Genomic DNA, 26,678 nt, shown 5'->3' on the forward strand with positions numbered 1-26,678 from the left:
TCGGCTACCGTGCTGTGACATGTCACAACTGTCGTGGCGCAGCTTCGAGCACCGGCTGCCGAAGCTGGCCGAGCGGACGATCCGCCGGTACGTCGAGACCTCGCCGCACTACCGCGGCAAGGCGCCCGCGCACCTGCACCAGCACATGGCGCACACGGTCCGCGAGTTCGGCCGGATGTTCTCGCGCGCGGCGCGGGAGGGGGACGAACCGCGCGAGGACGAGCTGGAGCTGTTCCGGCAACGCGGCCGGGAGCGAGGTGCGGAGGGGCTGCCGGTCGGCGAGTTCGTGCACGCCTACCTCCTGGTGGCCGAGGAGATGTGGGCGGAGGTCGACGACCTGTCCGGCGGGTCTCCGCCGGACGGAGCGGCGGCGGTGCTGCTGAAGTGCACGCACCGGGTGATGAACGCGGCGGTGCAGGCGCACCAGAAGGAATTCCAGACCGCGGACCACGAACAACGCGAGGCGGCGCGGGCGCTGGTGCGGCGGCTGGCGGCGGGGGAGTCGGTCCCGGAGCCGGCGGACGTCCGGCTCGCCCCGGCGTACGGCGTGCTGGCGCTGCGATTCGCCGTGGACCCAGCGGATTCCGTCGGCGACGCGGTCGGCCGCCATCTCGCCGGGCAGCGGAAGGTGCGGTTGCTGTTGCAGCACCTGCGTCGCGAACTGTCCGGAGACGTGCTCGCCGCGCTGGATCCCGACGGCGGCCTGCTGTTGCTTCCGTCCGGATTGGACAATGCCGAAGCGGTGCTGGACGAGGCGCGGCTGGCGGTGCCGCGAGCGCATCAGACCACGGGCGTGGAGATCACCGGCGCGTTCGCCCACGCGGCCGAACTGTCGGAAATCCCGGCGGCGGTAGCGGAAGCGGAGCGGCTGCTGCGGTTGAACGCAGTCCCGGACACCGTTGCGGTCCTTGCGGATCACCTCTTCGAATACCAGCTCAACCACGACAGCGCCGCCACGCCGCAATTGCGCGCGCTGGCGGCGCGGCTGGATGGAGAGCCTGATCTGACGACGACACTGCGGACCTATTTCGAGACTGACTTCAACCGTCGCGAGACCGCGCGGAAACTGCACGTCCATCCGAACACAGTGGACAATCGCCTGTCGCGCATCGCCAACCTGACCGGCGCGGATCCGCGCACCGCCAAAGGACTTTTGCTGCTCGGCGCTTCGCTGGGACTGACGGGCTGATCACCCAGGGAGGGTGGCGGTGCCGTTGGGGCCGGTCACCGTGACGCGGATGGTGCGTGCGGACGGCAGCTGCGCGACGGTGACCTGCCAGGTCTGCGGTGTCCCGACGTCGAGGGTCTGCAAGGCTTTCCGGACCAGGCGCGGGATCTCGGTGACGGGCAGGGTGCGGAGATCGAATCGCGGGACCTGGACTCCGGTCGGGGCGAAGACGACCGTCAGCCGGTGCTCCTGGACGACCGCGGTGAGCGTCTGCGAGACGTCCGTGGCCTGGGCCAGCCCGTCGACGGCGCGGCGCAGTTCTCCCTCGTCCAGCAACGATTGCTCGGGGCCGACGTCGACCGTCGCGGACCCGGAGGAAGTGGTCTCGGTGGAGGACGCGGGAGGCGGTGACGGAGCTTCCGGAGCGAACAGTTCGGCGCGGAAGAGCCCGAGAACGGCGCCCGCGCCGAGCAGTATCCCGACAAGGGTGAGGGCGCCGGCCGCGCACCCCTCCGGCGGCGGGGCGACCAAAGCGGACTCGGGAGCGGGTTCGATGACCGCTTCCGCCGCCCGGCGCTGCCATTCCGGCGTCGGGTTGTCCACGAGCCGGACCTTCCACGGCCGCTCCGGCGGGTAAGCGACCACCAGGACGTCGCCCTTGCGGTAGCTCGGGAGATCGACCAGGTTGACCGTGCGGGTCGCCGTCGCGCGATGCGCCGGCTCCCCGTCCGGCGCCACCGTGAGGACGAACTCGACCGGGAGATCGCCCGTTTCGGTGCCGCCGGCGCGGAGGCTTTCGATCCGGGCGAGTGCCACTGTCGGCGGGACTGCCGCCTCGCGGGCGCGTCGCGGCAGGCCGCCGAGCCAGACGAGAACACCGTAGCCGAGCGGAATTCCCAGTCCCGTCACGACCAACGGAACACTCTCGACGATGATCCCGACGACGAGCGAGCAGACGGTCGCTCCGACGACGATGCCGGTCAGGAAACCGAGCGCGATTGTGCGCATGGACGTGCTCCAGACTTGGTCAGCGGGAAACCGGTTCCACCAGAACGGCTTTCGGGTCCTTCGGGTCGTAGCGGACCCGCACTGCCGAGCCCTCGGAAGGGGCTTGGAAGAGCGACGTGATCATCGTGGTCACGGCCTCGCGCTCGCCGGTCTCGGTGGGAAACCGCACGTGGACGCTGAATCGCGGATTCCCCATCACCCAGACGTTGGTGAAATCCACCCGGGTGAGGACGCCCGTCGCCTGGCGGCCGCAGTGCCGCAGCGCCTGCTCGCGATCGTCCGCCTCGGCCGCGCGGAGGAAAGACCGCAGCAGCACCACGATCAGGACCAGCGCGATGAGCCCGGACACCGCGGGCACCAGAAACGGCTCGTAGTAGATCACCCAGTCCACATCGGACCACGGCTCGGCCTTGCCGTCGAGGAAGGGCAGCCTTTCGCCGACCGATTCGGGCGGTGTCCACGACGGAGCCGCCACGCCGCTGCCCAGCGTCACGCCGAGTGCTGCCGCCAGCGAGCTGGCCCGAAAGCTGATTCCCATACGGCGCAACGACATCCCGCCGCCCCACAGCATCGCGAATCCCAGCGACGACGCGATCGTGACCGCCAGGCTGAAGAACAACACGAGCGAACCCGCCGGCCCCGCGTCGGCCCCCCACGCGCCGACGCGGTTCAGCGACATCAGCCGGAAGCCGTCCAGCAGCCCGAGCGCGCCGGACCAGCCGGCGACCGCCCAGGCGAGCGTCGTGGGAATCCCGAGAAGCCACAGCCGCCGGCTTGACGCACGGTTCTGTTCAGGGTCCTCCGGGAGCCCGAATGCCAAGGAGTTGAACACCGCGGCCGCCTACGCGATCGGGCCGAACACGGCGACCTTCGCCGGATCGGCGGGGTCGAGACGGGCTTCGTGCCGGGTGCCGGGCGCGTACTGCTGGATCGTCGCCTGCGGGGTGATCAGCGGGGTGACCGTCCGGTACATCATGCCGTCGGCGCGGGTGACCTCCAGCGTGGCGGTGTACTGCGCCTGCCCGGCGACCGTCCGTCCGGTGGGCTCCAGCGCGCGGATCACCAGGGTGGCCTTCTCGCCGGTGTCGTACAGCCGGCGCAGTTCGGTGCCGTAGGCCTGCAGTTCCTGCTGCTGGCGCAGCTGCTCCTGCATCGGCAGCGCCAGGAACGCAGCCATCTCGGGGTCGGCCGCGACATTGCGGTACGCCTGCGCGGCGAGCTGCGGCGTCGGCAGCTGCGGCGTGATGTCGTGCCCCTGCGCGGCGGCCGCCTGCCGGAACTGCTCGGCGTGCTGCTGGAAGTCCTGCGCGCCCTTCGCCATGCCCTGCTGGGTCGCTTCGTTGATCTTGTCGCGGATCTTCTTGAACATCGGGTGCCTTTCGCTGTGCCGGTGTGCTGGACACAGCTTCGGGCGGGCGTGCTGCTACCGAACCCAAGTTTTGCCGTCGTCGGTGGCGTCGAGGCAGGTCAGGGCTGCCCAGAAGATCGGGGAGCGGGCTGGTTCGGGTCGCTCGCGCCAGAGGGCGAGCCGGGCCCGCTGCCACGCGCACAGCTCGGCAACCGGGTCCGCTCCGGCAAGCGCGGTGTCCACGGCGATGATCAACTCAGCCATCGGATCCGCGCCCGGCACCGCGGCCGACGTCGGCAGCGCCCACACCGTTGCGGCCACCAGCCCGGCCCCGGCGGCGACCGCGGCGAGCAGGACGCCGAACGGTTCCGGCAGGCCGAAGTCGCTCGCGCTGGCGCAGCCGATCAGCGCGACCCGCGGGGGCATGTCCACTTCGGACAGTGCCAGGTCGGCAGCGGTGAACGGCCGGTGCGCCCCGATCGGCGCGGCGGTGCCGGGCAGGTCGGCCGAGCACGACAAATGCAGCGCGGTCTGCGCACCGTGGACGTCCTGGATGCGGCTGACGTGCCCGGCGAACACCAGCCGCGAACACGATTCCGCCAGCAGGTCGGCGAGCAGCCGGCGGTCGGTGTCGGTGCGGCGGACCAGGTCGAGGCCGCGCGCGGCGGCGGGGCGGACGGGGCCCGCGGCGAGTTGGGCGTCGAGGTGGCGGATCAGCGGGGAGGCGGCGGTTTGCTTGCCGAGCACGGAGCCCAATTCGCCGAACGCGCTCTGCCCGGGGATCCGCGGGTCGAGCAGGTAGACGGGCGGTCCGGCGGGAGCCGGTTCGCGGCGCGGGATTCCGGCGGGGGCGAGCAGCGAGACGTCGGCGAGGTCGAGGATCCGGACGTCGCTGTCGAAGCAGGTGTCGACCTCGTCGGCGTCGAGCGCGTGGTCCGGGCGACGGTCGGGCAGAGCGAGCAGGCCCCACGGAACCGCGGCGAGTGCTGGGGACGGCTGGATTCGCAACAGCGGACGGTTGGCGCGCCGGAGTTGCGCGACGAGATCGGCGGGCAGGAGGTTGAGCGCGAGGACGCGAGCAAGGCGTTGCTCCGCGGCGAAACTGCCGAAAGCGTCGAGCGAACGACGGACCGCGTCCGCGACCGGCTCGCCTTCCCGCGGTGTCGGGGAAGCCTCGGCGAGGAAGCCGCGCGCGGTGTCGACGAGATCGGCGTCGATGGGGTGAGTGTGGACGGTGTCGAGGTCGCTGGTGGTGCGCCAGCTGAGGTAGGTGTGCCCGGCGTCGGCGTAGCGCAGGATGAATGTCTCGCGACCGGATGCGGCGGCGGGCCAGGTCTCGACAGTCCCCGGCACCGATCCGCATCCGTAACGTTCGGCGGCCAGCTGGGACCAGGCGTCCAGCTCCATCGGCGAGGACGGTGACCAGCGCAGCCCGGGTGGCGGGGCGAGCCGGAGCGGCAGCGACGAGGTGACCGAACCCAATGCTGCCAAGGGAAGCTGACCGTCCTCGACCGGCGGTGCCAGCGCGGGAAGCGCGCCGGTCAGGTTCAGCGAACGGTCCTCCGGATACCCCCCGACCGCGCACGCGCGTTCGATCAGCTCCGCGGTCAGCCGCGTTTCGCGGAGTTGGGTCAGCAGGACCATCAGCAGCTCCGCCGCTGGGCCCGCGACGCTGTTCGCCCACGCTGTGCGGGCCTGAGCCGACGCGAACGCGAACCGGTACTCCTGCGCGGCGAGGGTCACCGGCAACAGCAGGTCCAGCACCGCTCGCGGGTCTTCGCCGCGTTCGTAGCCGATCGCGGCCGCGAGGTAATCGGCTCGCAGGCACTCCAGCCATTCGCTCGACTCGCGCGCCGCCGCCTGGAGCTGGGCCACGTGCTTTTCCGCCGACGTCCAGTCGCCCTCGGCCGCCGCACAGCGAGCCAGCGCCGCGGCGAGCCGTCGCGCTCCGGGTGTGTCGCCGTTCGCGGCCCACAGCTTTCCCGCGTGCTCGAACTGTTCTCGCGCCTGCCCTGCAGCACCCGCGAGCAGGAGCAAGCTGCTCAGCGCGTAGCTCGCCTCGGCGATGTCGCCGGTCACCCCTGCGGCAGCGAGTTCGTCTCGGGCCTGGACTATCGCCGCCATCGCGCCGCGGAAATCTCCGTCGAGCGCGCGGGTTTCGGCCAGGCTGATGGCGAATTTCGCCGCTGTCGGACCTTCGTGCCGGGCGTTGAGCCGCAGGAAATCCGCCGTCGCGTCCGCTTCCTCGCCACCTGCCTGGCGGATCCGGGCGCGTTCAGCCCGGGCCATGGCTTGCAGCGCCGCCACCTGGTCGCGGACCTCGTCCACGTCCGCGAGGCGGTCCAGGCTAGTCAGGATCTCGTCGATCGCGTCCCGCGCACCGGCCGGGTCCCCGGCGGCCACCTGCACGCGCACTTCGAGGATCCGCAGCTCCAGCTCGTCGGCACCGTGCGGGTCGAGTTGTTCGCGCGGGAACTGGCCGGGTTCGGCGGCCTTCCGGAACGCCGCGCGCCGCCGCTGATCCGCCAGCAACTCGCGTGCCCTGGCGAGGTCGCCCTCCTCTGTGGACAGTGAGATGAGGACGCGTTCCACTACCTCGCGGGAGCCTTCGATCATCCGCAGTTCGGCGTACTGTCCGAAGTGGACGATGGCGGCGGTGCTGACCGGGAAGACGTTGAGGACGGCTTCCGCGCACTGGCGCGCATTGCGGAGGTCGCCCGCGGAGTAGCAGACCGTGGCCAGATCGCTGACCGCGGCGACTTCGAGGCTGACGCGGTCGAGCTGCTGGGCGAGCTGCCGCATCCGTGCATAAGCCCGCTGTGCCCCGGCGACATCTCGTGCCGCGGCGAGTCTCTTGGCCTCGTTCTGGACGGCGAAGGCCTCGGCGAGCAGCGCGTCGTACTCGGCTTGGCTCAGCGAGCAGGCGGGCAATTCCTGGTACGCCACTGGGTCGAGACCGAAATGCCTTGCGACACAACGGCAGTTGTAGCCGTGCGACACCGCATCGGCCAGTTCGGCAGGCAGTGGCCGGTCCGGTGAGGCGAGCGGAGGCGGCAACCCCGCGAGCACGTCAGAACTCCTCGTCGGCTGCGGCTCGCTCCGCCAACGTCCGGGCCTCCGGCGGCATCGATTCGCGGGCCCGCACCAAGGAGATCACCTCAGCGCGGTCCTCGGACGTGGTGCCGTCGACGTCCGGGTCTGCCGCGCCGACGATGAGATCGATCCGGCCGGAGGACGTCGCTGCGAGCCTGGCACCGGCTTCGTCCAAGTCGGCCGTTCCGGCGAACCCCGCGCTGCCCAGGTGCAGGGCCACCTCGGCGAACGGCTCACCGTCGTGGGTCGCCACCGCGGTGAGCGACGCGTCGTCGAGCGCTCCCGAGACTTCGACGTCGAGCCGGGCAGCAGTCCTAGTCGCCACGATCCGCCAGGCGACCGTGTCCTCCGCGGCGTCCAGAACGCCGGACGGCACCCGCGCCCAGTCGACACTGGCGCGTCCCTCGGCCAGCACGCCCTCGCCAGACGCGGCGGGGCCGGAACCCGCCGCCAAGGCGTACGCACGTTGCCCTGGAGCCACCCGAGCCGCCAGTGAGGCCGCGGCTTCGGCCCGATCGAGGTCGTCTTCGCGGTCGAACCAAGTCGAAAGCTGCTCGCACAGACGGCGGACTTCGTCGGCCACCGGTCCGGCCGCGGCGACCAGACCCGCGCTGACGGCCTGATCGAACAGCTCAGCCGGGGTGGCCTCGAAACCGTCGAGCAGGCCCTCGGCGACGTCCGCGGTCGCGACGGCCGCTTCGAAATCCAGCAGCGCCGGATCAAGCGACGGGATCCCGAGCAACGGGCTGGCAGGCCACCACCGGCGGGCCCACAGCAGCAGTGCGAGGCGGGCCAACTCCGGGCTCGCCGGGACGTCGACGTATCCGTCCCGGAGCGCGGTCAAGCTGGCTTCGGCGCCGACGAGCCTGGTCAGCCATGGTTCGGCCGCGCTGGCGTCGGTAAGTTCGATTCGCATCGACGGCACCGAAGCGGCCAGCAGATCCGTCAGCGCGAAGCGAATGAGGCCGCCGTCCGCCGCGAGGACCGGAGTGTGCACTGGATGGGTCACGACGCGACCTCCAATCGCGGCAGGTTGGCGACGAGTGCGCGGCGCACTTTCGTCCGCAGGTCCAGCGAGGTCGACCGGACCACCCCGGTGAGGAGGTCTCGGAAGTCGTCCGGGACCTCTCCGCTGACGTCGAAGCCGTGCAGACGCGCCCACAACCGGGCGAGGAAGCGCTTCGCGAATTCGCGCAGTTCCCGGAGGATCTCGGCGTCCGGCTGCGCGGTGAGGGGCGTCGAACCGGCCAGCGCCCGGCGTGCGTACAGGACGTATCCCTCCCGCGCGACCTGAGCGTTGAGCCGCTGGGCGAAGCCCGGGAGGTCGCGGGGCCCGTCGAGTGGCCGGAGCGCGGGCGCGAGGACGACCCCAAGCACGAAACACGTTGCCAGCACGGGTAATTCCAGCCCGAACCCAGCGGCTGCACGGCGGAGTTCCTCGTCGACCAGGTCGGCGACGGCGCTTTGCCCGTCCACCCGGCGCAGCGTCGCGCGGACCCGGCGTTCGATGCTGCGTTCGAGAAGCCCGTTCCCCGTTTCGTCGCGCTGGCTCAACGGAGGTACAGCAGTGCGTTCGCCGCGTTGCAGGCCGAGATCAGGCGTGGGCAGACCGGAAATCTCGCGGACGGCCCGGGTGAGCACGGCAGTGCCGCCGGGCTGCCGCAACGCGAGGCCGAACGCGTGCCCGGCGGGGGAGTCGGCCAGCTTCTGCCAAGACTCGTCGGTGAAGCCGTCGGCGACCGCGTCGAGCAGCGCGACGAATGCTGCGGGAGATCCATCGGGTGCCGCAGCCCAGCGACGGCGCAATTCAGCGGTCAGCTCAGCGGCGCGCTGGGGATCAGCGAGGTACTGGCTCACCTGATCGACCCCGGCCGCACCGTCTTCGCCGTGCCACTCGCGCAACGCCGCCGCGGCCCGCTCCGGCGCGGAGTCGTCCGGCATGCCGAAGCCGGTCGCGAGTTCGTAGGCGAGGGGAAAACACACGTCCTGAACGTTCCCCGCAGTGATGCGCAACGCCCGCCGCTGCCGCTTCAGGTGGGTGAACCACGCTGCCGTGGCGCGCAGCCGAGCCGAATCGGCCAGCAGCAACTCGGTCACTTCCGCCGCGGCGGCCGGATCCAGCAGCGGACGGCCCAGCCGGGTCCGCGCCGCGGTGCGGATCACGAGCGGGTCGATGATCTTCTTGATCGTGCGGGTCAGCGGCCCGCCGTCGGCCGCCGAAAGCACCTCGACGTCCGGGATCCGCTGCCAGGCCCGCGCGAGAACAGCCGAGCGCAGCTGGGACTGCCCCTCGCCTGCCGTCATCACGCCCCCTCGCTCCGACTGCACTTTATCCTGCCGGGCAGTTCCGCATCCGCGCGGAATTCGCGCACTCAGCCGTTCCCTCCACGATCGCGGCTTCGACGGACAACCCCGCGCCACGCTGGAACGCCTCGGCGAAGCCGGATTCCGAAAGAGCCGCTTGCGCGGCGGCGGTGATGCGGTCCGTGTCGCCGCGTTCGGCACGGGGGAGCGGAGCGTCCACCCGGCGGCGGGCGGCGTCGGCGGCGCCCAGCAGCAGTTCGGCGCATTCAGCGGTGCCCTTCCGAGCGGCGGCTCCCGCCAAGCCTTCCAAGGACAGCGCCAGCGCGCGCGGTTCGTCGAGCGCCCGGGCGATGTCCAGGCTCCGGAGATGAAAAGCTGTTGCCTGCCCTGCATCGCCGCGGAGTTCGGCGACAAACCCGAGCTCCGCGTACAGCAAATGGTCCCCGGCCAAGGAGGACAGACCGGCGTAGCTGTCGCGGATGTGGTGCAGGAGCTTCTCGGCGGTGTCGAGGTCGCCGGAGCGGCGCGCACCGAGGGCGAGGCCCATCTCGGCGTGGATCTGGCCGTAGGTGTAGCCGTGTTCGACGGCGATGCGGTGCGCTTGCTGGTGTAGGTCGCGCGCGCGTTCCCAGTTGCGTTCCAGCAGCGCGAGCCTGCCGAGGCCGGACAGCCGGGCGGACACCTCCGCCTGCAGGTCCAGTTCGCGGGCGATCGCGAGGCCGGCGCGCTGGCGGTCCGCCGCGTCCTGGTAGTCGCCCTTGATCTCGGCGAGGGCGGCCAACGGCGGAATGGTCTGCATTTCGCCCCAGCGGTCGCCGAGAGCGCGGAAGAGCGCGGCGCTGCGGACGCCGTCGCGGCCGAGACCGGCGAGGTCGCCGCGGACCAAGGCGAGCATGGCCCGCAAGCCCAGCGCCGCGGCGACGCCCCACTGATCTTCCTCGGCGGTGAACAGATCGAGGGCGAGGGCGTTTGTTTCGGCACTGGCTGTCGCGTCGCCGACGCTGAACAGGCTGTAGGCCCGCAGCCACAGCGCACGACCGCGGTGGACCGGGTCGCGAATGGCCGCGGCGTCGGCGGGGGCGGCGGCTTGATCGCCGGTCAGCAAGGCGAAAGCGTGGTGCAGCACAGCGAGTTCCGCGTCCGGGGATACCGCGTCGAGAACGGTCGAGAGGGCGCGGCGGCCTTCGGCGAGACGACCGCGAAGCAGCCACCACCACGAGAGCGCCGTCGCCAGCCGGACGGCCTCCTCCGTGGCGCTCGCGCGGACCGCCTCGTCCAAGGCCGCGCGCATGTTCCCTGCTTCGGCGTCCAGACGCGTGAGCCAGGTTCGCTGTTCGTCGCCGCGCAACCGGGGCTCGGCTCGCTCGGCGAGAGCCAGATAGTGGTGCAGGTGCCGGATGCGGGTGTCGGCAGCGTCCGACGTTTCGTGGAGGCGTTCGGTGGCGTAGGCAGCGACCGATTCCAGGAGCCGGTAGCGGATCCCGGCGGGCCCGTTCGCGACGACGACGAGAGAACGGTCCACGAGCCGCGTCACGAGGTCGAGCACCTCCTCGTGCCGGACGCCGTCTCCCGCGCACACCGCTTCGGCGGCTTCCAGGTCGCAGCCGTCGCGGTGGACGGCGAGGCGCCGCAACACGATCCGCTCCGGTGCGCTCAGCAACTCCCAGCTCCAGTCGATCACCGCGCGCAGAGTCTGCTGCCGGGCCGGGGCGCCGCGCTTTCCCCGGGTCAGGAGCGAAAACCGGTCGCTGAGCCGCGTCGCCAGCTCACGGACGCCGAGGCCGCGGACGCGGGTGGCGGCGAGTTCGAGCGCGAGCGGGATGCCGTCGAGCCGACGGCAGATTTCGGTGACGGCCTCGAGATCGGCGGGCGCGCAATCTTCCGGCTGCCGGGGAAAACCGGGCGCGGACGCGGCGGCCCGTTCGACGAACAACCTCACCGCTTCCGTCGTCGGCAGCGGTTCCACCGCGAAGACGCCTTCGCCCGGGAGGCCGAGAGGTTCCTGGCTGGTGGCCAGAACGCGCAGTCCGGGCGCGGAGTGCAGGAGCAGTTCGGTGAGCTCGGCGGCGGCGTCGACCACGTGCTCGCAGTTGTCCAGCACGAGCAGCGCACGCCGGTCGCGCATCGCGGCCGCGAGACGCCGCGCGGGTGCGGCGGCCCCGGTGCATGGCGGTGTCGCGGAGGAGTCGTCGCGGATTCCGAACGCGGCTGCGGCAACTTCGGCGAGGTCGTCGGCCGTCCCGTCGCGCACCCCGGCGAACTCGACCAGCCGGACGCCGTCCGGGAATTCCGCGGCGGCTTCGGCTGCGGCCGCCACGGCCAGGCGCGACTTGCCGACCCCGCCGGGGCCGGTGAGGGTGACGAGCCGCGTCGTGCCCAGCAGGCCGGTCAGCTGCGCGAGCGCTCGCTCCCGGCCGATGAGCGGGGTGAGCGCGCTGGGCAGGTTGCTGTGCGGCCGCGGTGCCGCGGCGTGCGGGGTGAGTGCGTTGGGCAGAGTGCCATGCGGCTGCGGTGCGGTGGCGGCGTGCGGGTTGGGCAGGTTGCCGTGCGGCTGCGGTGCGGTGGCGGCGAGCCCAGTGGGCAGGTTGCCATGCAGTTGCGGTGCGGTGGCGGCGTGCGGGTTGGGCAGGTTGCCGTGCAGTTGCGGTGCGGTGGCGGCGAGCCTGGTGGGCAGGTTGCCGTGCGGCAGCGGTCCGGCGGCGAGCGGGGTGGGCAGGTTGCCGTGCGGCTGCGGTCCGGCGGCGAGCCCAGGATCCTGCCGGAGCATCGCTTCGTGCAGGCCGCGCAACTCCCGGCTCGGGTCGACGCCCAGCTCCTCGGCGAGACGCTCGCGCAGTTCCGCGTAGGACGCGAGCGCATCGCCCTGCCGCCCGCTCAGGTACAGGGCTCGCATCTGCACCCCGCGCAAGCTTTCCCGCAGCGGGTGCGCGGACACGAGGACCGCGAGTTCGTCGGCCGCGGCAGCGTGGTCTCCCGTGTCGAGCCAGGCTTTCGCCCGTTCCTCCGCCGCGGTCAGTCGCTGCTCGGTCAGCCGGTGCGCGTCCGCCCGCGCGAAATCCTCGTCCGCGAAGTCCGCGTACGCCGCTCCGCGCCACAACTCCAGCGCCTCGGTGAGCAGCGCCACCCGGCTGCGCGGGTCCGGCGTCGAGCGGGCCTTGGCGACGAGTTCGCGGAACCGCCGGGCGTCGAGGTCTTCGGTGTGCTCGATCCGCAGCCGGTACCCGGCGGGCTGGCGTTCCAGCCGGTCCCGGCCGACGACTCGGCGCAGCTGGGACACTTTCGCCTGCAGCGCGCCGAGGGGCTTGCCCGGCAGCTCAGTGCCCCACAGGTCGTACAGGAGCCGGTCGGCGGAGACCGGACCGCCGTCGCTGGCCAGCAACACCGCGAGCAGCCTGCGGACCTTGGCCTCGGGCACGGCGACCGGTTCCCCCGCGTCGTCCCACACCGCCAGCGGGCCGAGAACCCCGAACCGCATCCGTCGCCCCCGCGCTGTCGTCAGATCGCCGTCAGCCGATCGTAAGCAATCCCGAAGCCCCCGTCCGCAGAGTGGTCGCCGGGGAGCGGAAGGAACGGTCCGACGACCGGATCCGGAAGCGACCGCCACCAGCAGTCACTTCCAGAAGAGAAGCCGGAGCATGAGCACCACACCAGAATCCACTGTGGAGACCGCAGCGGGAGAAGACCCGGCCGGATCGCGGTTTCCGCTGTTCGCGCTGCTCGCCCTCGCCACCGCCGTGTTCATCACGAGCCTCACCGAAACCTTGCCCGCCGGCCTGCTACCCGCGATGAGCGGTTCGCTGGGCGTGAGCGAGTCCGCGACCGGCCAGACCGTCACGATCTACGCGCTCGGCACGGTGCTGACCGCGATCCCGCTCTCCGGAGCCACCGCGGGCTGGCGAAGGAAACCGCTGCTGCTCACCGCGATGGCCGGATTCGCCGTCGCCAACACGGTTACGGCGGTGTCGTCCGAGTACTTCCTGACGATGGTCGCGCGGTTCGTCGCGGGCGTCGCCGCCGGGCTGGCCTGGGCGCTGCTCGCCGGGTACGCGCGGCGGATGGTCCCCGCCCATCTGCAGGGCCGGGCGATCGCGATCGCGATGGCGGGCATCCCGGTCGCGCTGTGCCTCGGCGTGCCCGCCGGGACCTTCCTCGGCCAGGCCGCGGGCTGGCGCACCGCATTCCTCGCCATGACCGTCCTGACGGCGCTGCTGCTGGTCTGGATCGCCGCCGCGGTCCCGGACTTCCCCGGCCACCGCAGCGGCGAGCGGCCGAAGCTGCTGCCGACACTGCGGATTCCCGGGGTCGTCCCAGTGCTGTTCGTGACGCTCGTTTTCGTGCTGGCGCACACGATCCTGTACGCCTACATCGCCACCTTCCTCGCCGGACTCGGCATGGGCGGAAGCGCCGACCTCGTCCTGCTCGCCTTCGGCATCGCCTCGATCGCGAGCATCTGGCTCGTCGGCGCGCAGATCCACCGGCGGCTGCGGCTGCTGACCATCGTCAGCTCGCTGCTCGTCGCCGCGGCCGCGCTGCTGCTGGCCACCATCGCGCACGATCCGGTGCTGGTTTACGCGTCGGCGGTGCTCTGGGGTCTCGGCTGGGGCGGCGTGCCCACCCTGCTGCAGACCGCGGCGGGGGAGGCGGGCGGCGAATCCGCCGACGCCGCACAGGCGATGCTCGTGACCCTGTGGAACGTCGCCATGGCGACGGGCGGCGTCGTCGGCGGGGTGCTGCTCGGCCTCGCGGGCAGCGGCTCGTTCCCGTGGACCGTGCTGCTGCTGATGCTGCCGGTGATCGTGGTCGTCGTGGCCGCCCGCAGGCACGGCTTCCCGGCGGAAACCCAGGGCTGACCGGGCGCACGACCCGCCCGCGGAGCTCAGGCCGAGACGAGGCTCGTGACGGCCCAGGTGACGCACGCGACCCCGGCGATCTCGAGAACGATCGCGACGAGCAAGGTCCGCGCGGTGCTGATGTTGATCGCTCGCGAGTTCTGCAGCACCGTGAGCCGGGTTTTGGCGACTTCCCTTTCCGCGTAAATCGACGGCGCGTTCCAGTAGCGGTCCTCGGCGATCAACGGCGTGAGGTTTTTCAGCGCGATCGCGTCGCTTCTTCGCGGCGCGTTAGTGAAGATTCCGGCGGCCGCGGCGAGCACCAGCAGTGCGGCCGCCAGGTACAACGGAAGCTTGACCGCGTCCGGGAGCACGAAGTTCTGGGCTTTCGTCGACAGCGCGGAGAGCCCGAAAAGCAGCGTGACCAGCGTTCCGGAAGAACTGATCACCGCCAGTCCGCGGACCTGCAGGGAACTCGCGTTCGCGCGAGCGTTGTCGATCTCTTTGTCTATCAGGCTCGCGATGACCGGCCCGGATTTCTTCGCGCTGTCCGCCGGTTCGGGCCCGGCGGTCATTTGTCGCGGTCTTCCGCGGGGTCAGGAAGAATGCCGCCATCGAGGACTTTTTCGGTCCCGATGGCCGGGTAGTCGAATTCCGCCTGAGGGGACGGCGGCGCGGCCGGGATCGGCGGGGTCGTCTCTGTGCGGTCGTCGTCGGACACGGCGTCCTCCGGGGTTCGGCAGTGCCGGATTCTGTGCCAGTGAGTCGCCGTGCCGCGGTGTTTCGTTACCCGGGCGGAGGTCAGCCCGCGGTGGGCGGTTGATCCACGAGCTGCGCCAGATACAGCTGCTCGCCGAGTTTGTCGATCAGCTCCAGCTGCGTTTCGAGGTAGTCGACGTGATGCTCCTCGTCGAGAAGGATTTTCTCGAGCAGGTTCGCGCTGCCCGCGTCGCCGTGGGCGCGGCACATCGGGATGCCGGGCCGGAGCCGGTCGAGCACGTCGATTTCGATCGCGAGGTCCGAGGAGAACATCTCGGGGATCGTCTGGCCGACGTTGATCGGCAGGAGCCGCTGGTAGTTCGGGAGGCCGCCGAGGAGCAGGATGCGGTCGGTCAGCCATTCGGCGTGGTGCATTTCCTCGATCGACTCGGCGCGGGTTTGCGCGGCCAGCTTCGTGAATCCCCAGTTCGCCTGCATGCGGGCGTGCAGGAAGTACTGGTTGATCGCGGTCAGCTCGCTGGTCAGCTGCTCGTTGAGCAGCGCGAGAACTTCCTCGTCGCCTTGCATCGTCCGCACCTCCGGCCTCGACCGGTCCGGATGCTACCCACGCGTGATGCGGCTCACAACCGGAGCGGAGCGTGCCGGTCAGGCGCTGTGCGCGAGGTCCTGCGGTGCGGCGCGCTCGAGAAGGATCCGGTTCAGCCGTTCGTGACAGGTTCCGCAGCCGGTCCCGGCGGCGCAGCGCTCGCCGATCTCCTCGACGCTGCGGGCTCCGGCCATGACGGCGGCCTCGACCTGCGGCATCGTCACAGCCGCGCAGACACATGCGTACATCGCCGACGACACCCCTTTGCCGGTCCGGGTGATTAGGTAAGGCTAAGCACAACAGATCAACTGGGGTCTGGCAAGGCGCGTGCCGAGTGGCCGCGGTCACGCGGGGCGGGCGACCGCGGCATCGGCCGAGGGGCTCGCGGGTGACGCCCGGGCTGCCAAGAACCCCCGTCAGTCGCGTGTGGACTGCGGACGCGAGCTGGAACTCGGTTTTGCGGCATCGCCGGGCTAGATCGCGGCCCGGCCCGGTCACTCGCGGTGCAGGCGGCGCAGCGTGGCCGGAAGGTCGAGGCCGAAGTCGTCCTTGTCGTCCGCCCAGCGCGACATCACCTCGGCCGCGCCGGTGGCGAGGGCGTCCGGGAGACCGAGCGCCCGTGCGGTTTCGGCGACCTCCAGCATTTCCGGCGCCCATCGCCAGGCCCGCGCGGCCGCGGAAGGCAGCCCGTCGGTGTCCGCCAATGCGTTGCCGCCGAAGGCGTTCGCTTCCTTGAGCAGATGGTCGCCGACGCCGTAGTCGTCGGCGATCGCATGGCTGACCGCCGCCAGCGCACGCGAGGCCTTCTGGAACGATCCGTAGGCCATCTTCACCGCGCTCGCCGCGCCGATCCGTCCGCCCAGCGGCACCGGTTCGGCCCTGCTCCCGGCCAGCAGTCCCCGCACCAGTTCGACGGCTTCGTCCGGGCCGGACAGGTAGACGCGGGCGGTCGAGCGCTCGTCCGGGGGAGGACCGATGATCGATCCGTCCACCACGGTCGCGCGGACCCGGCCGGCGATCGCGACCGTCCGATGCGGACTGATCGCGTTCGCCTCGACGCAGATCCCGCGGTAGTCCCCGAGACATCCGGCGACCTCCTCGGCCGCGGCGGGCGGGCAGATCGAGAACACGACCGCGCTCCGCTCGAGAAGCTCGGGAATCGTCTCCGCCGCGGTCAACCCGGCCTCCTCGGCTCGGCGCGCGGTTCCCGCCGACCGCCCGGCCGGGCACCACAACACCCGATGCCCGCCTGCGATCAGTTGCGCCGCGATCGCCGAACCCATCCGGCCCGGATGCAACAGCCCCACCGTCGTACCCGTCACCGCACGGGTATACGTCACCCGGGACGGTTCCGCCACCTCCGCGCTAGGCAGGCCTGGAAACGCCCGATTCGGCGCGCTGCCGGAGGATTCGCGCGGCGTGCTCGCCCCACCGCAGGTTCTCCTTCTCGAACGAGATTCCGCGCAGCAACGTCAGATAAGGCCCGACGCGGTCGTTCTCGCGCAGATAGTCGCTTTCCGGCCGGCCGTCCAGCATGCGCTCGCGCAGCCGCTCGAACCGGGCGAGCTTGGCGCGGCTCCACTCCATGCGTTCCTCGACGGCGGCGATCACCGCTTCGGCGTCGCCCGCGTCGCTTCCCTGCACCTTGACCAGGAGGTCGTCCCGGATCGTGGTGGGCTGGACCGGCGTCGCGGTGAACTCGTGCAGGGCGCGCCGCCCGGCGGCGGTGAGGCGGAACACGCGTTTGTTCGGCCGGCGTTCCTGCTCGACGACGCGCGGCGCGATCATGCCTTCGGCCGAGAGCCGTTCGAGTTCGCGGTAGAGCTGCTGCGGGGTCGTCTGCCAGAAGTTGGCGACCGACGCGTCGAACGACTTGGCCAGGTCGTAACCGGAGAACTCGCCCTCCAGCAGGGCGGCGAGGATCGCGAACTTCAAGGACACCTGGACACGGTAACACCCCGGTGATTAATCTCGGCTGCACCTAATCAACAAAGTTAATAGGAGGCAGCGTGCACCCGTTCCGCAAGGCCGTCGAAAGCGGCGACCACACCGCCGTCGAAGCCCTGCTGGCCGACGACGTGACCTTCACCAGCCCGGTCGCGTACCGGCCGTACCCCGGCAAGCCGGTCACCTCGGCGATCCTGCGCGCCGTCAGCCGGGTTTTCGCCGACTTCCGCTACGTCCGGGAGATCTCCAGCGCCGACGGGCACGACCACGCCCTGGTCTTCACCGCGAAGGTGGGGGACAAGGAGATCAACGGCTGCGATTTCCTGCACACCGACGACAACGGGCTGATCGACGACTTCGTGGTCATGGTGCGCCCGCTCTCCGCGGCGACGGCGCTGAGCGAAGCGATGGCCGCCCGGTTCGAGCAGATCAAACAGGAGGCCGGTGCGTGACCATCCGTTACGTGGCCTTGGGCGACAGCCAGACCGAGGGCATCGGGGACGGCGACGAGGCCACTGGCCACCGCGGCTGGGCGGACCGGTTCGCCCAGCATCTCGCCGCGACCGGCGAGCCGGTGGAGTACGCCAACCTCGCCGTCCGCGGACGCCTCGCGGGCCAGGTGCGTGCCGAACAGCTCGCTCCGGCGCTGGCTCTGCGGCCGACGCTGGCCACCGTGGTCGCCGGAATGAACGACGTGCTCCGCCCCGGCTACGACGCCGGCGCCGTGGAAGCGCACCTGACGGCCATGTTCGCCGCACTCACCGCCGCGGGCGCCGAAGTGGTCACCCTTGCCTTCCCCGACCTCGGCCGAATCGCGCCGATCGCCGCGCCGTTGCGCTCGCGAGTCGCTGATCTCAACCGCCGGATCCGTTCCGCGGCAGCCCGATACGGGGTAACGGTCGTGGACTGCGACCGGCACGAGGTCGCCAGCGACCCACGCCTCTGGTGCGCGGATCGCTTGCACGCCAACCCGATCGGACACGCCCGCATCGCGGCGGCCGTCGCGCACAGCCTCGGCCTCCCCGGCAGCGACGACAGCTGGAGCGCCCCGCTGCCGCCCGTCGTCCGCGAACCGGTGTGGCGCACGGTCGGCGCGGAAATCCGGTGGCTGGCGGAGTTTCTCGGCCCTTGGCTGGTCCGGCGGTTGCTCGGCAGGTCTTCCGGGGACGGCCGCAGCGCGAAACGTCCATCGCTGCTTCCCGTGTGAGCACGAACACGTCGCGGTCTGCCGCGGCTCAGCACCGGGAGCGGCAACGCCGATCGAGACGGCCCGCCGCCCGGAAAGGCGGCGGGCCGTCCAGGCGTCAGTGCTTCCCGTTCACCACGGCCGCGGAAGTGCCGCCGCGCCGTGCCGGTTCCCCGGCGGCCAGCAGCTGTCCGTGCGGCAGGAATTCGATCCCCGCCGCCACGCCGATGCTGCCGGCGTTCTTGAACTGCTGCCCCAGCGCCTCGAGACCCTTCACCACGGGCAGGGCGAGGAATCCCGGTTCGGCGTCCGTGGTCGCCGCGTTGCGCTGGGAGGCGCGCGGGGCGGCGATCGCGTCCGGCAGGGTCATGCCGAGGTCGAGCCGGTTGACCAGGATCTGCAGGACGGTCGTGATGATCGTCGCGCCGCCCGGCGAACCGACCGCGAGGAAGGGCTTGCCGTCGTGCAGCACGATCGTCGGCGACATGCTCGACCGCGGCCGCTTGCCCGGCGCGGGCAGGTTCGGGTCGGGCGCCGAACCCTGCGTCGGGGCGAAGTTGAAGTCGGTGAGCTCGTTGTTCAGCAGGAAACCGCGTCCCGGCACGGTGATCCCGCTGCCGGCCAGCTGCTCGATCGTGTTGGTGTAGGACACGATGTTGCCCTGTTTGTCGGTGACGACGAAGTGGTTCGTGTGCTGCTCATTGCTGTCCGAGGACGCCGCCGGAGCGGTGGCGCAGCCCGAACCGGTCGCGTACGGATCGCCCGGCGCGACCGGGCTCGACCCCGCCTTGGCCGGGTCGATCAGGCACGCGCGGGTCGCGGCGAACTGCTTGGAGAGCAACTGCTGCTGCGGCACGTTGACGTAGCGCGAGTCGCCGATGTACCGGTTGCGGTCGGCGAAAGCGAGCCGGCTCGCCTCCAGGTAGTGGTGCAGCGCCTGCGTTTGGTCCATTGTGGACATCGGGAAGTTGCCGAGGATGTTCAGCGATTCGCCGACGGTGATGCCGCCGCTGGAGGACGGCGCCATGCCGTACACGTCGTAGCCGCGGTAGTTGATGTGCGTCGGCGTGCCGTCGAGCGCCCGGTACGCGCGCAGGTCGGACAGCTGCATCGGGCCGGTCAGCGGGGTCGCGGTGCCCGGCGCGGCCGGCGGGTTCTGCACCGTGCGCACGAGGTCGCGGCCGACCGAGCCGCCGTAGAACGCGCCGATGCCCTCGCGCGCGATCTGCCGGTAGGTCGCGGCGAGATCGGGGTTCCGCAGCACGGAACCGGCCTTCGGGGCGGCTCCGCCGGGCAGGAACAGCTGGGCGCTGGGGGAGAAGTGGCCCAGCTTCGCCGCCACGGACTGCGTCTGCCGCTCGAACTCCGGCGTGACTACGAACCCGCGCTGCGCGACCTTTTCCGCGGGCTTGAGGTTGTCCGCGAGGCTGAACTTGCCCCAGCGCTGCAGCGCACGCTGCCAGGTGGCGAGCATGCCCGGCACGCCGACGGACCGGCCGCTCTCGACAGCGGTCTCGAAGGCGTACGGCTTGCCGGTGGCCGGGTCGATGAACATCGACGACGAGTCGCCCGCGGGCGTGGTCTCGCGCCCGTCGATGGTGGACACGGTCTTGGTGCGGGCGTCGTAGTAGACGAAGTACCCGCCGCCGCCGAGCCCGGCGACGTATGGGTCGGTCACGCCGAGCGTCGCGGCGACCGCGACCGCGGCGTCCGCGGCGGTGCCTCCCCGGCGCAGCACGTCGATCCCGGCCTGGGTGGACTCGACGGTGTCGGAGACGACCGCGCCTCCGGAACCCTGCGCTACCGGAGTCGGCGGCGGCGCCGGTCTCGCCGAGGCAGCGGGCGCCGCGGCCAGTGCGCAGACGGCGGCGAGCCCGGTGGCCATTGTGGAGGTGAAGATGCGCTTCACAGGCATGGCAACCCTTTCTCGGCGGTGCGCCCGGGACCCCGGACCGGGCGCACCGGGTAAAGCGGCGGTGAAACCAGGGAGGTCCTGTTTAGCATCCGGCGCGCCGAGATGACAGAAGCTTCGCGGCGGCGGGGTCAGCTCCGGCCGGCGGGCTTCTCCGGCGGCAGCCCGAGCAGCCGCAGGTACATCCGGGTGAGATCGGCGAGGATCCGGTCCCGGCGTTCGGGGTGCCGGGCCAGGACGGGGGCGAGGACCGCGACGAGACCGCCGCCGCCGAGCGAGACCGTCTCCGGGTCGGCGGCCGGGTCGGCCAGCCCCCGCTCGGCGAGCCGGCGGATGTAGCGGCCGCCCCGTTTCGTGGGCAGCTCGTGGATCTCCTCGCGCAGTTCGGCCATCGCCGGGTCCGCGATCGCCTGGTGGTCGAGAACGGTCAGGAAGGACAGGTTTTCCGCGTACGCGTCGAGGTACGCGGTGGTGGTCGCCGCCGCCACCGCCCACGGGTCGTCCGGGTCGAGTCCGGTCAGCTCCTGCGCCTGCACCAGCTGGTCGCGCACCTGGCGCGCGAGCACCGCGAAAACCTCCTCCTTGGCCGCGAAGTACACGTAGAACGTGGCGCGCCCGACCCCGGCCTCGCGGGTGATGTCCGCGACGGTGGCCAGTGCGAAGCCCTTCGTTTCGAAGACGCGGCGGGCGGCGGCCAGCAGCACGTGCCGGGTCGCGCTGTCGGCGCGGTCGAGCTTCTCGCGCACGGCCCAGGTTCCGGATGCCATGGGCGCCAGCATACCTATTGACGTTGACGTCAATGTCAACGCAGGATGAGGGCGGCTCACGTCCCGAAGGAGCAGCCCTTGCCTTCCGTCCTCATCGCCAACCGCGGCGAGATCGCCCTTCGCGTCCTGCGCGCCGCCCGCGCTCTCGGCTGGCGGGCGGTGGCAGTCAAAGCCGCCGAGGAGCCCGACGGCCCGGTGCACCGGCTGGCCGACGAGGTCGTGGTACTCGCCGGGGACCGGCCGTATCTCGACGCGGACCAGCTCGTGTCGGCCGCCGAACGCACCGGCTGCGAGCTGCTGCATCCGGGCTACGGCTTCCTGTCCGAAAGCGCCGCGCTGGCGGAGCTGTGCGCGGCGCGCGGGGTCCGGTTCGCCGGGCCGGACGCGGCGGTGCTGCGGACGTTCGGAGACAAGGCGGACGCGCGGCGGCTGGCGGAGAAGCTCGGTGTGCCGGTGCTCCGCTCGACCTCGGACGTCGCCGAGGCTGGCGCGTTCCTCGCGAACCTCGGCGCGGGCCGCGGGGTGATGGTCAAGGCCGTCGCGGGCGGCGGGGGACGCGGAATCCGGCGAGTCGTCGACGCGGCCGAACTGCCGGGGGCGATCGAGCGATGCCGGTCGGAGGCGTTGCGGGCGTTCGGCGACGACACCGTGTTCGTGGAGGAGCTGGTGCCGCGGGCGCGGCATGTCGAGGTACAGATCGTCGGCGACGGCACGGGCTCGGTCAGCCACGTGTGGGACCGCGAGTGCAGCCTGCAGCGCCGCCACCAGAAGGTGGTCGAGGTCGCGCCCGCCCGCACGGTGCCCGAAGAGTGCCGGGCGCGTCTGCGCGATGCGGCGACGAGGATGACCGCGGCGGTGTCTTATCGCGGATTGTGCACCGTCGAATTCCTGGTCGACGCGGATGATCCGGCGCGGTTCGCGTTCCTGGAGGCGAACCCGCGGATCCAGGTCGAGCACACCGTCACCGAGGCGGTCACGGGACTGGACCTGGTGGTCGCCCAGTTGCGGATTGCGGCGGGCGCGACGCTCGCGGAACTCGGGCTCGCGCAGGAGGACGTCCCGCCCGCGCGCGGGACGGCCGTGCAGTGCCGGGTCAACCTGGAGGAACTGCGGCCGGACGGCACGGCGCACGCCACGGCCGGGCGGATCGAGGCCCTGGACCTGCCGGGCGGGCCGGGGGTGCGGGTCGACACCGCCGCGCACGCCGGCGCGGTCGCGACCACGACGTACGACTCGCTGCTGGCGAAAATCGTCACGCACGTTCCGTCGGCGGAGCTGCCCGCGGCGATCGACGCCGCCCGCTCCGCGCTGGCGGAGGTGCGAGTCGACGGACCGGGCACGAACGCGGACTTCCTCCGGGAACTGTTGTCCCGCGACGAAGTCCGGCAGGGATCGGCGACCACGTCCTTTGTGGACGAACACCTCGCCGAACTGGTGCCGGAACACCGTCAGGCCGCGGCGGAAGGCGACGGGATCGCGGCCGACTTCGCTGGTTCGGTGGTCTTCGTCGCCGAGTCAGGCGCTCGCGTCGCGGCCGGCGACCCGGTTGTGGTGCTCGAAGCGATGAAGATGGAACACGTGCTCGCGGCGCCGGTCGCGGGCGTGGTGCGGTCTGTCCACATCGGAGTCGGTGACCTCGCCCGGCCCGGGCAGCCGCTCGTGGAACTGACCGCGGACGCCGACCAGCACGGGGCGGGCAGCGGACCGGCCGAACCGGACCCCGCGCACGTGCGGCCGGACCTCGAAGAAGTGCTGGAGCGGCACCGGGTCGGTCTCGACGAGGCACGCCCGGAAGCGGTGGCGAAGCGTCGGCGCACCGGGCACCGGACCGCGCGGGAGAACATCGCGGATCTGTGCGACGACGGAAGTTTCCTGGAATACGGCGCGCTCGTGATCGCCGCGCAACGCCAGCGCCGCACCGAAGCGGACCTGATCGCCGCCACCCCGGCGGACGGCCTGGTCGCGGGAATCGGCACCGTCAACGCCGAGCACACCGCCGACGCGCGCTGCGTCGTGCTCTCCTACGACTACACCGTGCTCGCCAGCACCCAGGGTTTCATGAACCACGAGAAGACCGACCGCATGCTGGATCTCGCTGCGCGGCAACGGCTTCCGCTCGTCCTGTTCGCCGAGGGCGGCGGCGGGCGGCCGGGCGACACCGACGTGGTGACGGCGGGCGGGCTCGATCTCGACACGTTCGCCGCGATGGGCAGGCTCAACGGGCTGGTGCCGACCGTCGGCATCGCGTCCGGCCGCTGCTTCGCCGGAAACGCGGCGCTGCTGGGGGTGTGCGACGTGGTGATCGCGACTGCGGACGCGAACGTCGGCATGGGCGGCCCGGCGATGATCGAAGGCGGCGGCCTCGGCGTGCACCGGCCGGAGGAGATCGGCCCGGTTTCGGTGCAGGAACCCAACGGCGTGCTCGATCTGGTCGCCGCGGACGAGGCCGAGGCGGTGGAGCTGGCGCGGCGGTACCTGTCGTACTTCCAGGGCGACCGTCGCGAATGGACAGTCGCGGACCAGCGCCGGTTGCGGCACGTGGTGCCGGAAAACCGGGTCCGGGTCTACGACGTGCGGCGCGCGATCGAGCTGCTGGCCGACGAGGATTCGGTGCTGGAGCTGCGCCGCGGTTTCGGGGCGGGCGTCGTCACGGCGCTGGTGCGCATCGAAGGCAGGCCTATGGGGCTGCGCTGGCCAACAACCCGCGCCATCTCGGTGGCGCGATCGACGCCGACGCCGCGGACAAGGCCGCCCGGTTCCTGCAGCTGTGCGACGCGCACGGGCTCCCGGTCGTGTCGCTGGTGGACACGCCGGGGTTCATGGTCGGCCCGGACGCCGAGCGGACCGCGACCGTGCGCCGGTTCGGCCGGATGTTCGTCGAGGGCGCGCATCTGGACGTGCCGATGGTGGGCGTGGTGCTGCGCAAGGCGTACGGGCTCGGCGCGATGGCCATGGCGGGCGGCGGGTTCCGGGTGCCCGAAGCGATGGTCGCGTGGCCGACCGGCGAGGTCGGCGGGATGGGCCTGGAAGGCGCGGTGCGGCTGGGCTACCGCCGCGAACTCGACGCGATCTCCGACCACGCCGAGAAGCAGCGCGAGTTCGACCGGCTGCTCGCCGAGAGTTACCGCCGCGGCAAAGCGCTGGCCGCGGCGACCGTGTTCGAAATGGACGACGTGATCGACCCGGCCGACACCCGCGCCTGGATCACCCGGACGCTGCCGCGCGAGCGCACGGCCGGTCCCCGCAAGCGCATCGACACGTGGTGACGAAGGAGCCCGACATGGACCTCGAGACCTATCTCGACGACGTCCGCGCTCGCCAGGCCCGGGTACGGCCGGCGAACACCCCGGACCGCCTCGTGCTGCCGCTCGGCGAACTGAGCCTTCCCGGGCACGTCGACCACTGGGCGCGGGAACGGCCCGACCAGCCCGCGATCGTCTACGAAGGACGGACGATCGCCTACCGGGAGCTCGCCGACCTGGTCGCCCGGGTCGCCGGATGGCTGGTCGCCGCGGGCGTGCGGGCAGGGGACCGGGTGGCGGTGGACCTGCCGAACTGCCCGCAGTTCACCGTGGCGATGCTGGCGGTCCTGCGGCTCGGCGCGGTGCACGTGCCGGTGAACCCGATGTTCCAGCGGGAGGAACTCGTCTACGAACTCGCCGACAGCGGCGCGACGGTCTTGGTCGCGGTCGACACCGTGCTGCCGGTCGTGGCGGCCGCGCTGCCGGAGACGCGGGTGCGGCAGGTGCTCGCGACGGCGCTGGGGGAGTTGTCGGCGGCAGGCGGTTCCCCGGTGCTGCCCACCGGTTTCGCCGCCACCACCTGGGCGGAAGCGACCGCGCACCCGCCCGCGCCGGAGCACCCGGCCGACCTGGACGCGTTGGCGGCCTTGAACTACACCGGCGGGACGACCGGTCTGCCGAAGGGCTGCCAGCACACGCAGCGGCACATGCTCTATACCGCGGCGACGGCCGTGGCGGCGACCGGGCACACCGTGGAGACCGGGTATGTGCCGTTGTGCTACCTGCCGGTCTTCTGGATCGCCGGCGAGGATCTGGGAATCCTGAACCCGATCGTCCTCGGCGGCACGTCGGTGCTGATGACGCGGTGGGACGCGGAGGCCGCGCTGACGGCGATCGAACGGCACGGCGTGACGTCGATGGTGGGCACGGTGGAGAACTACCTCGAACTCCTGGAGCGCCCCGACCTCGCGGCCCGCGACCTGTCCAGTCTCAAGATGCCGATGGCCGTTTCGTTCGTGCGCAAGCTGACCCAGGACGTGCGCGCGGCGTGGCGCGAGGCCGTCGGCGCGCATTCGGTGCTTTGCGAAGCGGCGTACGGGATGACTGAGACGCACACCTTCGACGCGACGCCGTACGGCATGGCGGACGAGGACCAGGACCTGTTGGCGGAACCAGTGTTCTGCGGTGTCCCGATGCCCGGCACAGATCTCGCCGTGGTCCGCTTCGGCACCCTCGACCCGCTTCCGCTCGGCGAAGCGGGGGAGATCGTGGTGCGCAGCCCGTCGGTGATGACCGGCTACTGGAACCGCCCCGAGGCGACGGCCGCGCAGTTGACCGGCGGCTGGCTGCACACCGGCGACAACGGCCGCCTCGACGAGAACGGCTGCCTGCACTATCTGGGGCGGGACAAGGATTTGATCAAGGTCAAGGGGATGAGCGTGTTCCCGGCCGAGGTGGAACTCCTGCTGTCCCGGCACCCCGCGGTCCGCACCGCCGCGGTCGTGCCCGCGGAGCATCCGGAATCGGGACAGGTGCCGGTGGCGTTCGTGAGCCTCGCCCCGGACGCGTCGGTGACCGCCTCGGACCTGCGCACGTGGGCGAAAACCGCGATGGCGCCGTACAAAGTGCCGCTGGTGGAGGTCGTCGGCGAGTTCCCGATGACCGCGACGGGCAAGATCCGCAAGACCGAACTCTCCGCCCGGGCGCAGCGCGTGGCCGACGAGCACTGAATTCAGTTCGGCTTTCGGCCAGGACGAAACCCCTTAGTGCCGGAGCGCCCACCGGCCAGGTTTCGTCGGAACCAGACGAGACCGAATCCCGGCTTCGGCGAACTCGCGGTTCAGATCAGCGAAATTCTCGCTGTAGACGGACCAGCCCTCATGATGGACCGCGACGACCTGGCCGACGTCGAGCAACGCGGCCACGTCAGCGGCCCGGGCGGAGGTGAGAGTCAGCGCCCGCCCCGCGTTCTTGCCCGGCACCCGCGCGGCCCCGGCGTGCAGAACCGCGACGTCGATCCCGGGAAACGCGGCCCCGATCGCCTTGACCGGCCCGATGCCCGCGTTGTCGCCGCTGACGTACACCGTGGGCAGCCCGGCGGATTCCAGGACGAACCCGTGGACTTCGGTGTTGATGTTGCCGGCGTCGTCGCGCTCGCCGTCGAGGGGCCCGTGCTGCGCCGGAACCACGTGCACGCGCACCTCCGCTATCCCGTGCACCTCGAAATCGCCAAGCCCGATCGCCGAAGCCCCGAGGCGCTCGGCACTCTGCCTGCCCGTGACGATCAACGGAGCGCTCCTGGCGAAAACCCGGCCCTCGCGGTCGAAATTGTCCCAATGGAGGTCATGGCTGAGCAGAACCGCGTCCACCCTCCCCAACGCGGCGGGCGAAACCGCCGGGCCTGCGGTCTTCCGGTACGCACCGTAATCGCCGGGCGGATCGAAGGTCGGATCGGTCACGAACCGCAGCCCGCCGTAGTCGATGACCGCGGTCGGCCCTCCGACCGTGCCGATCGCGAAACGGTGCCGGTCCGGCGTGATTTCTTCGCTCATGCAGCCACCATACCTA

General features: G+C 71.5%; 21 protein-coding genes and 2 pseudogenes. 7 read left to right on the forward strand and 16 right to left on the reverse strand.

Annotated features, from left to right (window positions below; all coding sequences use genetic code 11):
• The first annotated feature begins 19 nt into the window (after window positions 1-19).
• Window positions 20-1,189 carry a PucR family transcriptional regulator gene (locus tag DMP23_RS14915; RefSeq protein WP_337821379.1) on the forward strand — a complete coding sequence of 390 codons (1,170 nt, stop codon included), beginning with the start codon at window positions 20-22 and terminating at the stop codon, window positions 1,187-1,189.
• Here the strand turns inward: DMP23_RS14915 and DMP23_RS14920 are convergent, their stop codons facing one another.
• The 7 genes from DMP23_RS14920 to DMP23_RS14950 are packed head-to-tail and all read right to left on the reverse strand — an operon-like array spanning window position 1,190 to window position 12,396.
• Window positions 1,190-2,176 carry a hypothetical protein gene (locus DMP23_RS14920; RefSeq protein WP_337821380.1) on the reverse strand — a complete coding sequence of 329 codons (987 nt, stop codon included), beginning with the start codon at window positions 2,174-2,176 and terminating at the stop codon, window positions 1,190-1,192.
• 19 nt (window positions 2,177-2,195) lie between these two features.
• Window positions 2,196-3,008: a DUF3592 domain-containing protein gene (locus DMP23_RS14925; protein ID WP_337821381.1), complete on the reverse strand. Its 813-nt coding sequence runs from the start codon at window positions 3,006-3,008 to the stop codon at window positions 2,196-2,198.
• A gap of 9 nt (window positions 3,009-3,017) precedes the next feature.
• Window positions 3,018-3,545, reverse strand: coding sequence for a hypothetical protein (locus DMP23_RS14930; RefSeq protein ID WP_238605859.1), 528 nt, complete (start codon window positions 3,543-3,545; stop codon window positions 3,018-3,020).
• Window positions 3,546-3,599: 54 nt separating this feature from the next.
• Window positions 3,600-6,593 (reverse strand): hypothetical protein, encoded by a 2,994-nt coding sequence (locus DMP23_RS14935; protein ID WP_337821382.1) that lies wholly within the window; start codon window positions 6,591-6,593, stop codon window positions 3,600-3,602.
• A 1-nt stretch (window position 6,594) separates the two neighbouring features.
• Window positions 6,595-7,626, reverse strand: coding sequence for a hypothetical protein (locus DMP23_RS14940; protein ID WP_337821383.1), 1,032 nt, complete (start codon window positions 7,624-7,626; stop codon window positions 6,595-6,597).
• Window positions 7,623-8,921: a hypothetical protein gene (locus tag DMP23_RS14945; protein WP_337821384.1), complete on the reverse strand. Its 1,299-nt coding sequence runs from the start codon at window positions 8,919-8,921 to the stop codon at window positions 7,623-7,625. Before DMP23_RS14945 ends, DMP23_RS14940 begins: the two co-directional genes overlap by 4 nt.
• A gap of 25 nt (window positions 8,922-8,946) precedes the next feature.
• On the reverse strand, window positions 8,947-12,396 hold the full coding sequence (locus tag DMP23_RS14950) for an AfsR/SARP family transcriptional regulator (RefSeq protein ID WP_337821385.1): 3,450 nt from the start codon (window positions 12,394-12,396) through the stop codon (window positions 8,947-8,949).
• Window positions 12,397-12,556: 160 nt separating this feature from the next.
• Between DMP23_RS14950 and DMP23_RS14955 the strand changes: the two genes are divergently transcribed.
• A complete protein-coding gene (locus tag DMP23_RS14955) occupies window positions 12,557-13,771 on the forward strand; it encodes an MFS transporter (RefSeq protein ID WP_337821386.1) in 1,215 nt (404 codons plus the stop codon).
• Window positions 13,772-13,797: 26 nt separating this feature from the next.
• Here the strand turns inward: DMP23_RS14955 and DMP23_RS14960 are convergent, their stop codons facing one another.
• From DMP23_RS14960 to DMP23_RS14985, 6 genes are all read right to left on the reverse strand, one after another.
• On the reverse strand, window positions 13,798-14,325 hold the full coding sequence (locus DMP23_RS14960) for a hypothetical protein (protein WP_134727412.1): 528 nt from the start codon (window positions 14,323-14,325) through the stop codon (window positions 13,798-13,800).
• A complete protein-coding gene (locus DMP23_RS14965) occupies window positions 14,322-14,471 on the reverse strand; it encodes a hypothetical protein (protein WP_337821387.1) in 150 nt (49 codons plus the stop codon). The genes DMP23_RS14960 and DMP23_RS14965 overlap by 4 nt, the downstream gene beginning before the upstream one ends.
• Window positions 14,472-14,551: 80 nt before the next feature.
• Window positions 14,552-15,037, reverse strand: coding sequence for a bacterioferritin (gene bfr, locus DMP23_RS14970; protein WP_275292008.1), 486 nt, complete (start codon window positions 15,035-15,037; stop codon window positions 14,552-14,554).
• Between the two features lie 78 nt (window positions 15,038-15,115).
• Window positions 15,116-15,304: a (2Fe-2S)-binding protein gene (locus DMP23_RS14975; protein ID WP_037717597.1), complete on the reverse strand. Its 189-nt coding sequence runs from the start codon at window positions 15,302-15,304 to the stop codon at window positions 15,116-15,118.
• Between the two features lie 246 nt (window positions 15,305-15,550).
• A complete protein-coding gene (locus DMP23_RS14980) occupies window positions 15,551-16,378 on the reverse strand; it encodes a DUF1932 domain-containing protein (protein WP_337821388.1) in 828 nt (275 codons plus the stop codon).
• A 43-nt stretch (window positions 16,379-16,421) separates the two neighbouring features.
• Window positions 16,422-16,997, reverse strand: coding sequence for a PadR family transcriptional regulator (locus tag DMP23_RS14985; RefSeq protein WP_134661683.1), 576 nt, complete (start codon window positions 16,995-16,997; stop codon window positions 16,422-16,424).
• Window positions 16,998-17,065: 68 nt separating this feature from the next.
• Between DMP23_RS14985 and DMP23_RS14990 the strand changes: the two genes are divergently transcribed.
• Both DMP23_RS14990 and DMP23_RS14995 read left to right on the forward strand, forming a co-directional pair.
• Complete coding sequence (locus DMP23_RS14990; RefSeq protein WP_037811563.1) at window positions 17,066-17,455, forward strand: nuclear transport factor 2 family protein; 390 nt, start codon at window positions 17,066-17,068, stop codon at window positions 17,453-17,455.
• Window positions 17,452-18,210: an SGNH/GDSL hydrolase family protein gene (locus tag DMP23_RS14995; RefSeq protein ID WP_337821389.1), complete on the forward strand. Its 759-nt coding sequence runs from the start codon at window positions 17,452-17,454 to the stop codon at window positions 18,208-18,210. Before DMP23_RS14990 ends, DMP23_RS14995 begins: the two co-directional genes overlap by 4 nt.
• 97 nt (window positions 18,211-18,307) lie before the next feature.
• Here the strand turns inward: DMP23_RS14995 and ggt are convergent, their stop codons facing one another.
• A complete protein-coding gene (gene ggt / locus DMP23_RS15000) occupies window positions 18,308-20,104 on the reverse strand; it encodes a gamma-glutamyltransferase (protein ID WP_037811565.1) in 1,797 nt (598 codons plus the stop codon).
• A gap of 128 nt (window positions 20,105-20,232) precedes the next feature.
• Entirely contained in the window at window positions 20,233-20,868 is a 636-nt protein-coding gene (locus DMP23_RS15005) for a TetR/AcrR family transcriptional regulator (RefSeq protein WP_238605868.1), read from the reverse strand.
• 45 nt (window positions 20,869-20,913) lie between these two features.
• Here DMP23_RS15005 and DMP23_RS15010 point away from each other — a divergent pair.
• From DMP23_RS15010 to DMP23_RS15020, 3 genes and pseudogenes are all read left to right on the forward strand, one after another.
• Window positions 20,914-23,493: pseudogene (locus tag DMP23_RS15010) on the forward strand (ATP-binding protein); the annotation flags it as partial.
• A 98-nt stretch (window positions 23,494-23,591) separates the two neighbouring features.
• Window positions 23,592-24,026: pseudogene (locus DMP23_RS15015) on the forward strand (carboxyl transferase domain-containing protein); the annotation flags it as partial.
• 122 nt (window positions 24,027-24,148) lie between these two features.
• Window positions 24,149-25,840 carry an AMP-binding protein gene (locus DMP23_RS15020; protein WP_337821390.1) on the forward strand — a complete coding sequence of 564 codons (1,692 nt, stop codon included), beginning with the start codon at window positions 24,149-24,151 and terminating at the stop codon, window positions 25,838-25,840.
• 33 nt (window positions 25,841-25,873) lie between these two features.
• Here the strand turns inward: DMP23_RS15020 and DMP23_RS15025 are convergent, their stop codons facing one another.
• The gene (locus tag DMP23_RS15025; protein WP_337821391.1) at window positions 25,874-26,662 is read right to left on the reverse strand and encodes an MBL fold metallo-hydrolase; all 789 of its coding nucleotides are present in this window, start codon (window positions 26,660-26,662) and stop codon (window positions 25,874-25,876) included.
• Window positions 26,663-26,678: the final 16 nt, after the last annotated feature.

Source organism: Amycolatopsis sp. A1MSW2902, assembly GCF_017312175.1.
Classification (GTDB): domain Bacteria; phylum Actinomycetota; class Actinomycetes; order Mycobacteriales; family Pseudonocardiaceae; genus Amycolatopsis; species Amycolatopsis nivea.

Excerpts from the sequence above, each read along its gene's own strand:
- DMP23_RS14955 (WP_337821386.1), top strand. The coding sequence starts at position 12,557 with ATGAGCACCACACCAGAATCCACTGTGGAGACCGCAGCGGGAGAAGAC.
- DMP23_RS15025 (WP_337821391.1), bottom strand. The coding sequence starts at position 26,662 with ATGAGCGAAGAAATCACGCCGGACCGGCACCGTTTCGCGATCGGCACG.
- ggt (WP_037811565.1), bottom strand. The coding sequence starts at position 20,104 with ATGCCTGTGAAGCGCATCTTCACCTCCACAATGGCCACCGGGCTCGCC.
- DMP23_RS14920 (WP_337821380.1), bottom strand. The coding sequence starts at position 2,176 with ATGCGCACAATCGCGCTCGGTTTCCTGACCGGCATCGTCGTCGGAGCG.
- DMP23_RS14930 (WP_238605859.1), bottom strand. The coding sequence starts at position 3,545 with ATGTTCAAGAAGATCCGCGACAAGATCAACGAAGCGACCCAGCAGGGC.
- DMP23_RS14950 (WP_337821385.1), bottom strand. The coding sequence starts at position 12,396 with ATGCGGTTCGGGGTTCTCGGCCCGCTGGCGGTGTGGGACGACGCGGGG.
- DMP23_RS14975 (WP_037717597.1), bottom strand. The coding sequence starts at position 15,304 with ATGTACGCATGTGTCTGCGCGGCTGTGACGATGCCGCAGGTCGAGGCC.
- DMP23_RS15020 (WP_337821390.1), top strand. The coding sequence starts at position 24,149 with ATGGACCTCGAGACCTATCTCGACGACGTCCGCGCTCGCCAGGCCCGG.
- DMP23_RS14915 (WP_337821379.1), top strand. The coding sequence starts at position 20 with ATGTCACAACTGTCGTGGCGCAGCTTCGAGCACCGGCTGCCGAAGCTG.
- DMP23_RS14945 (WP_337821384.1), bottom strand. The coding sequence starts at position 8,921 with ATGACGGCAGGCGAGGGGCAGTCCCAGCTGCGCTCGGCTGTTCTCGCG.
- DMP23_RS14960 (WP_134727412.1), bottom strand. The coding sequence starts at position 14,325 with ATGACCGCCGGGCCCGAACCGGCGGACAGCGCGAAGAAATCCGGGCCG.
- bfr (WP_275292008.1), bottom strand. The coding sequence starts at position 15,037 with ATGCAAGGCGACGAGGAAGTTCTCGCGCTGCTCAACGAGCAGCTGACC.
- DMP23_RS15005 (WP_238605868.1), bottom strand. The coding sequence starts at position 20,868 with ATGGCATCCGGAACCTGGGCCGTGCGCGAGAAGCTCGACCGCGCCGAC.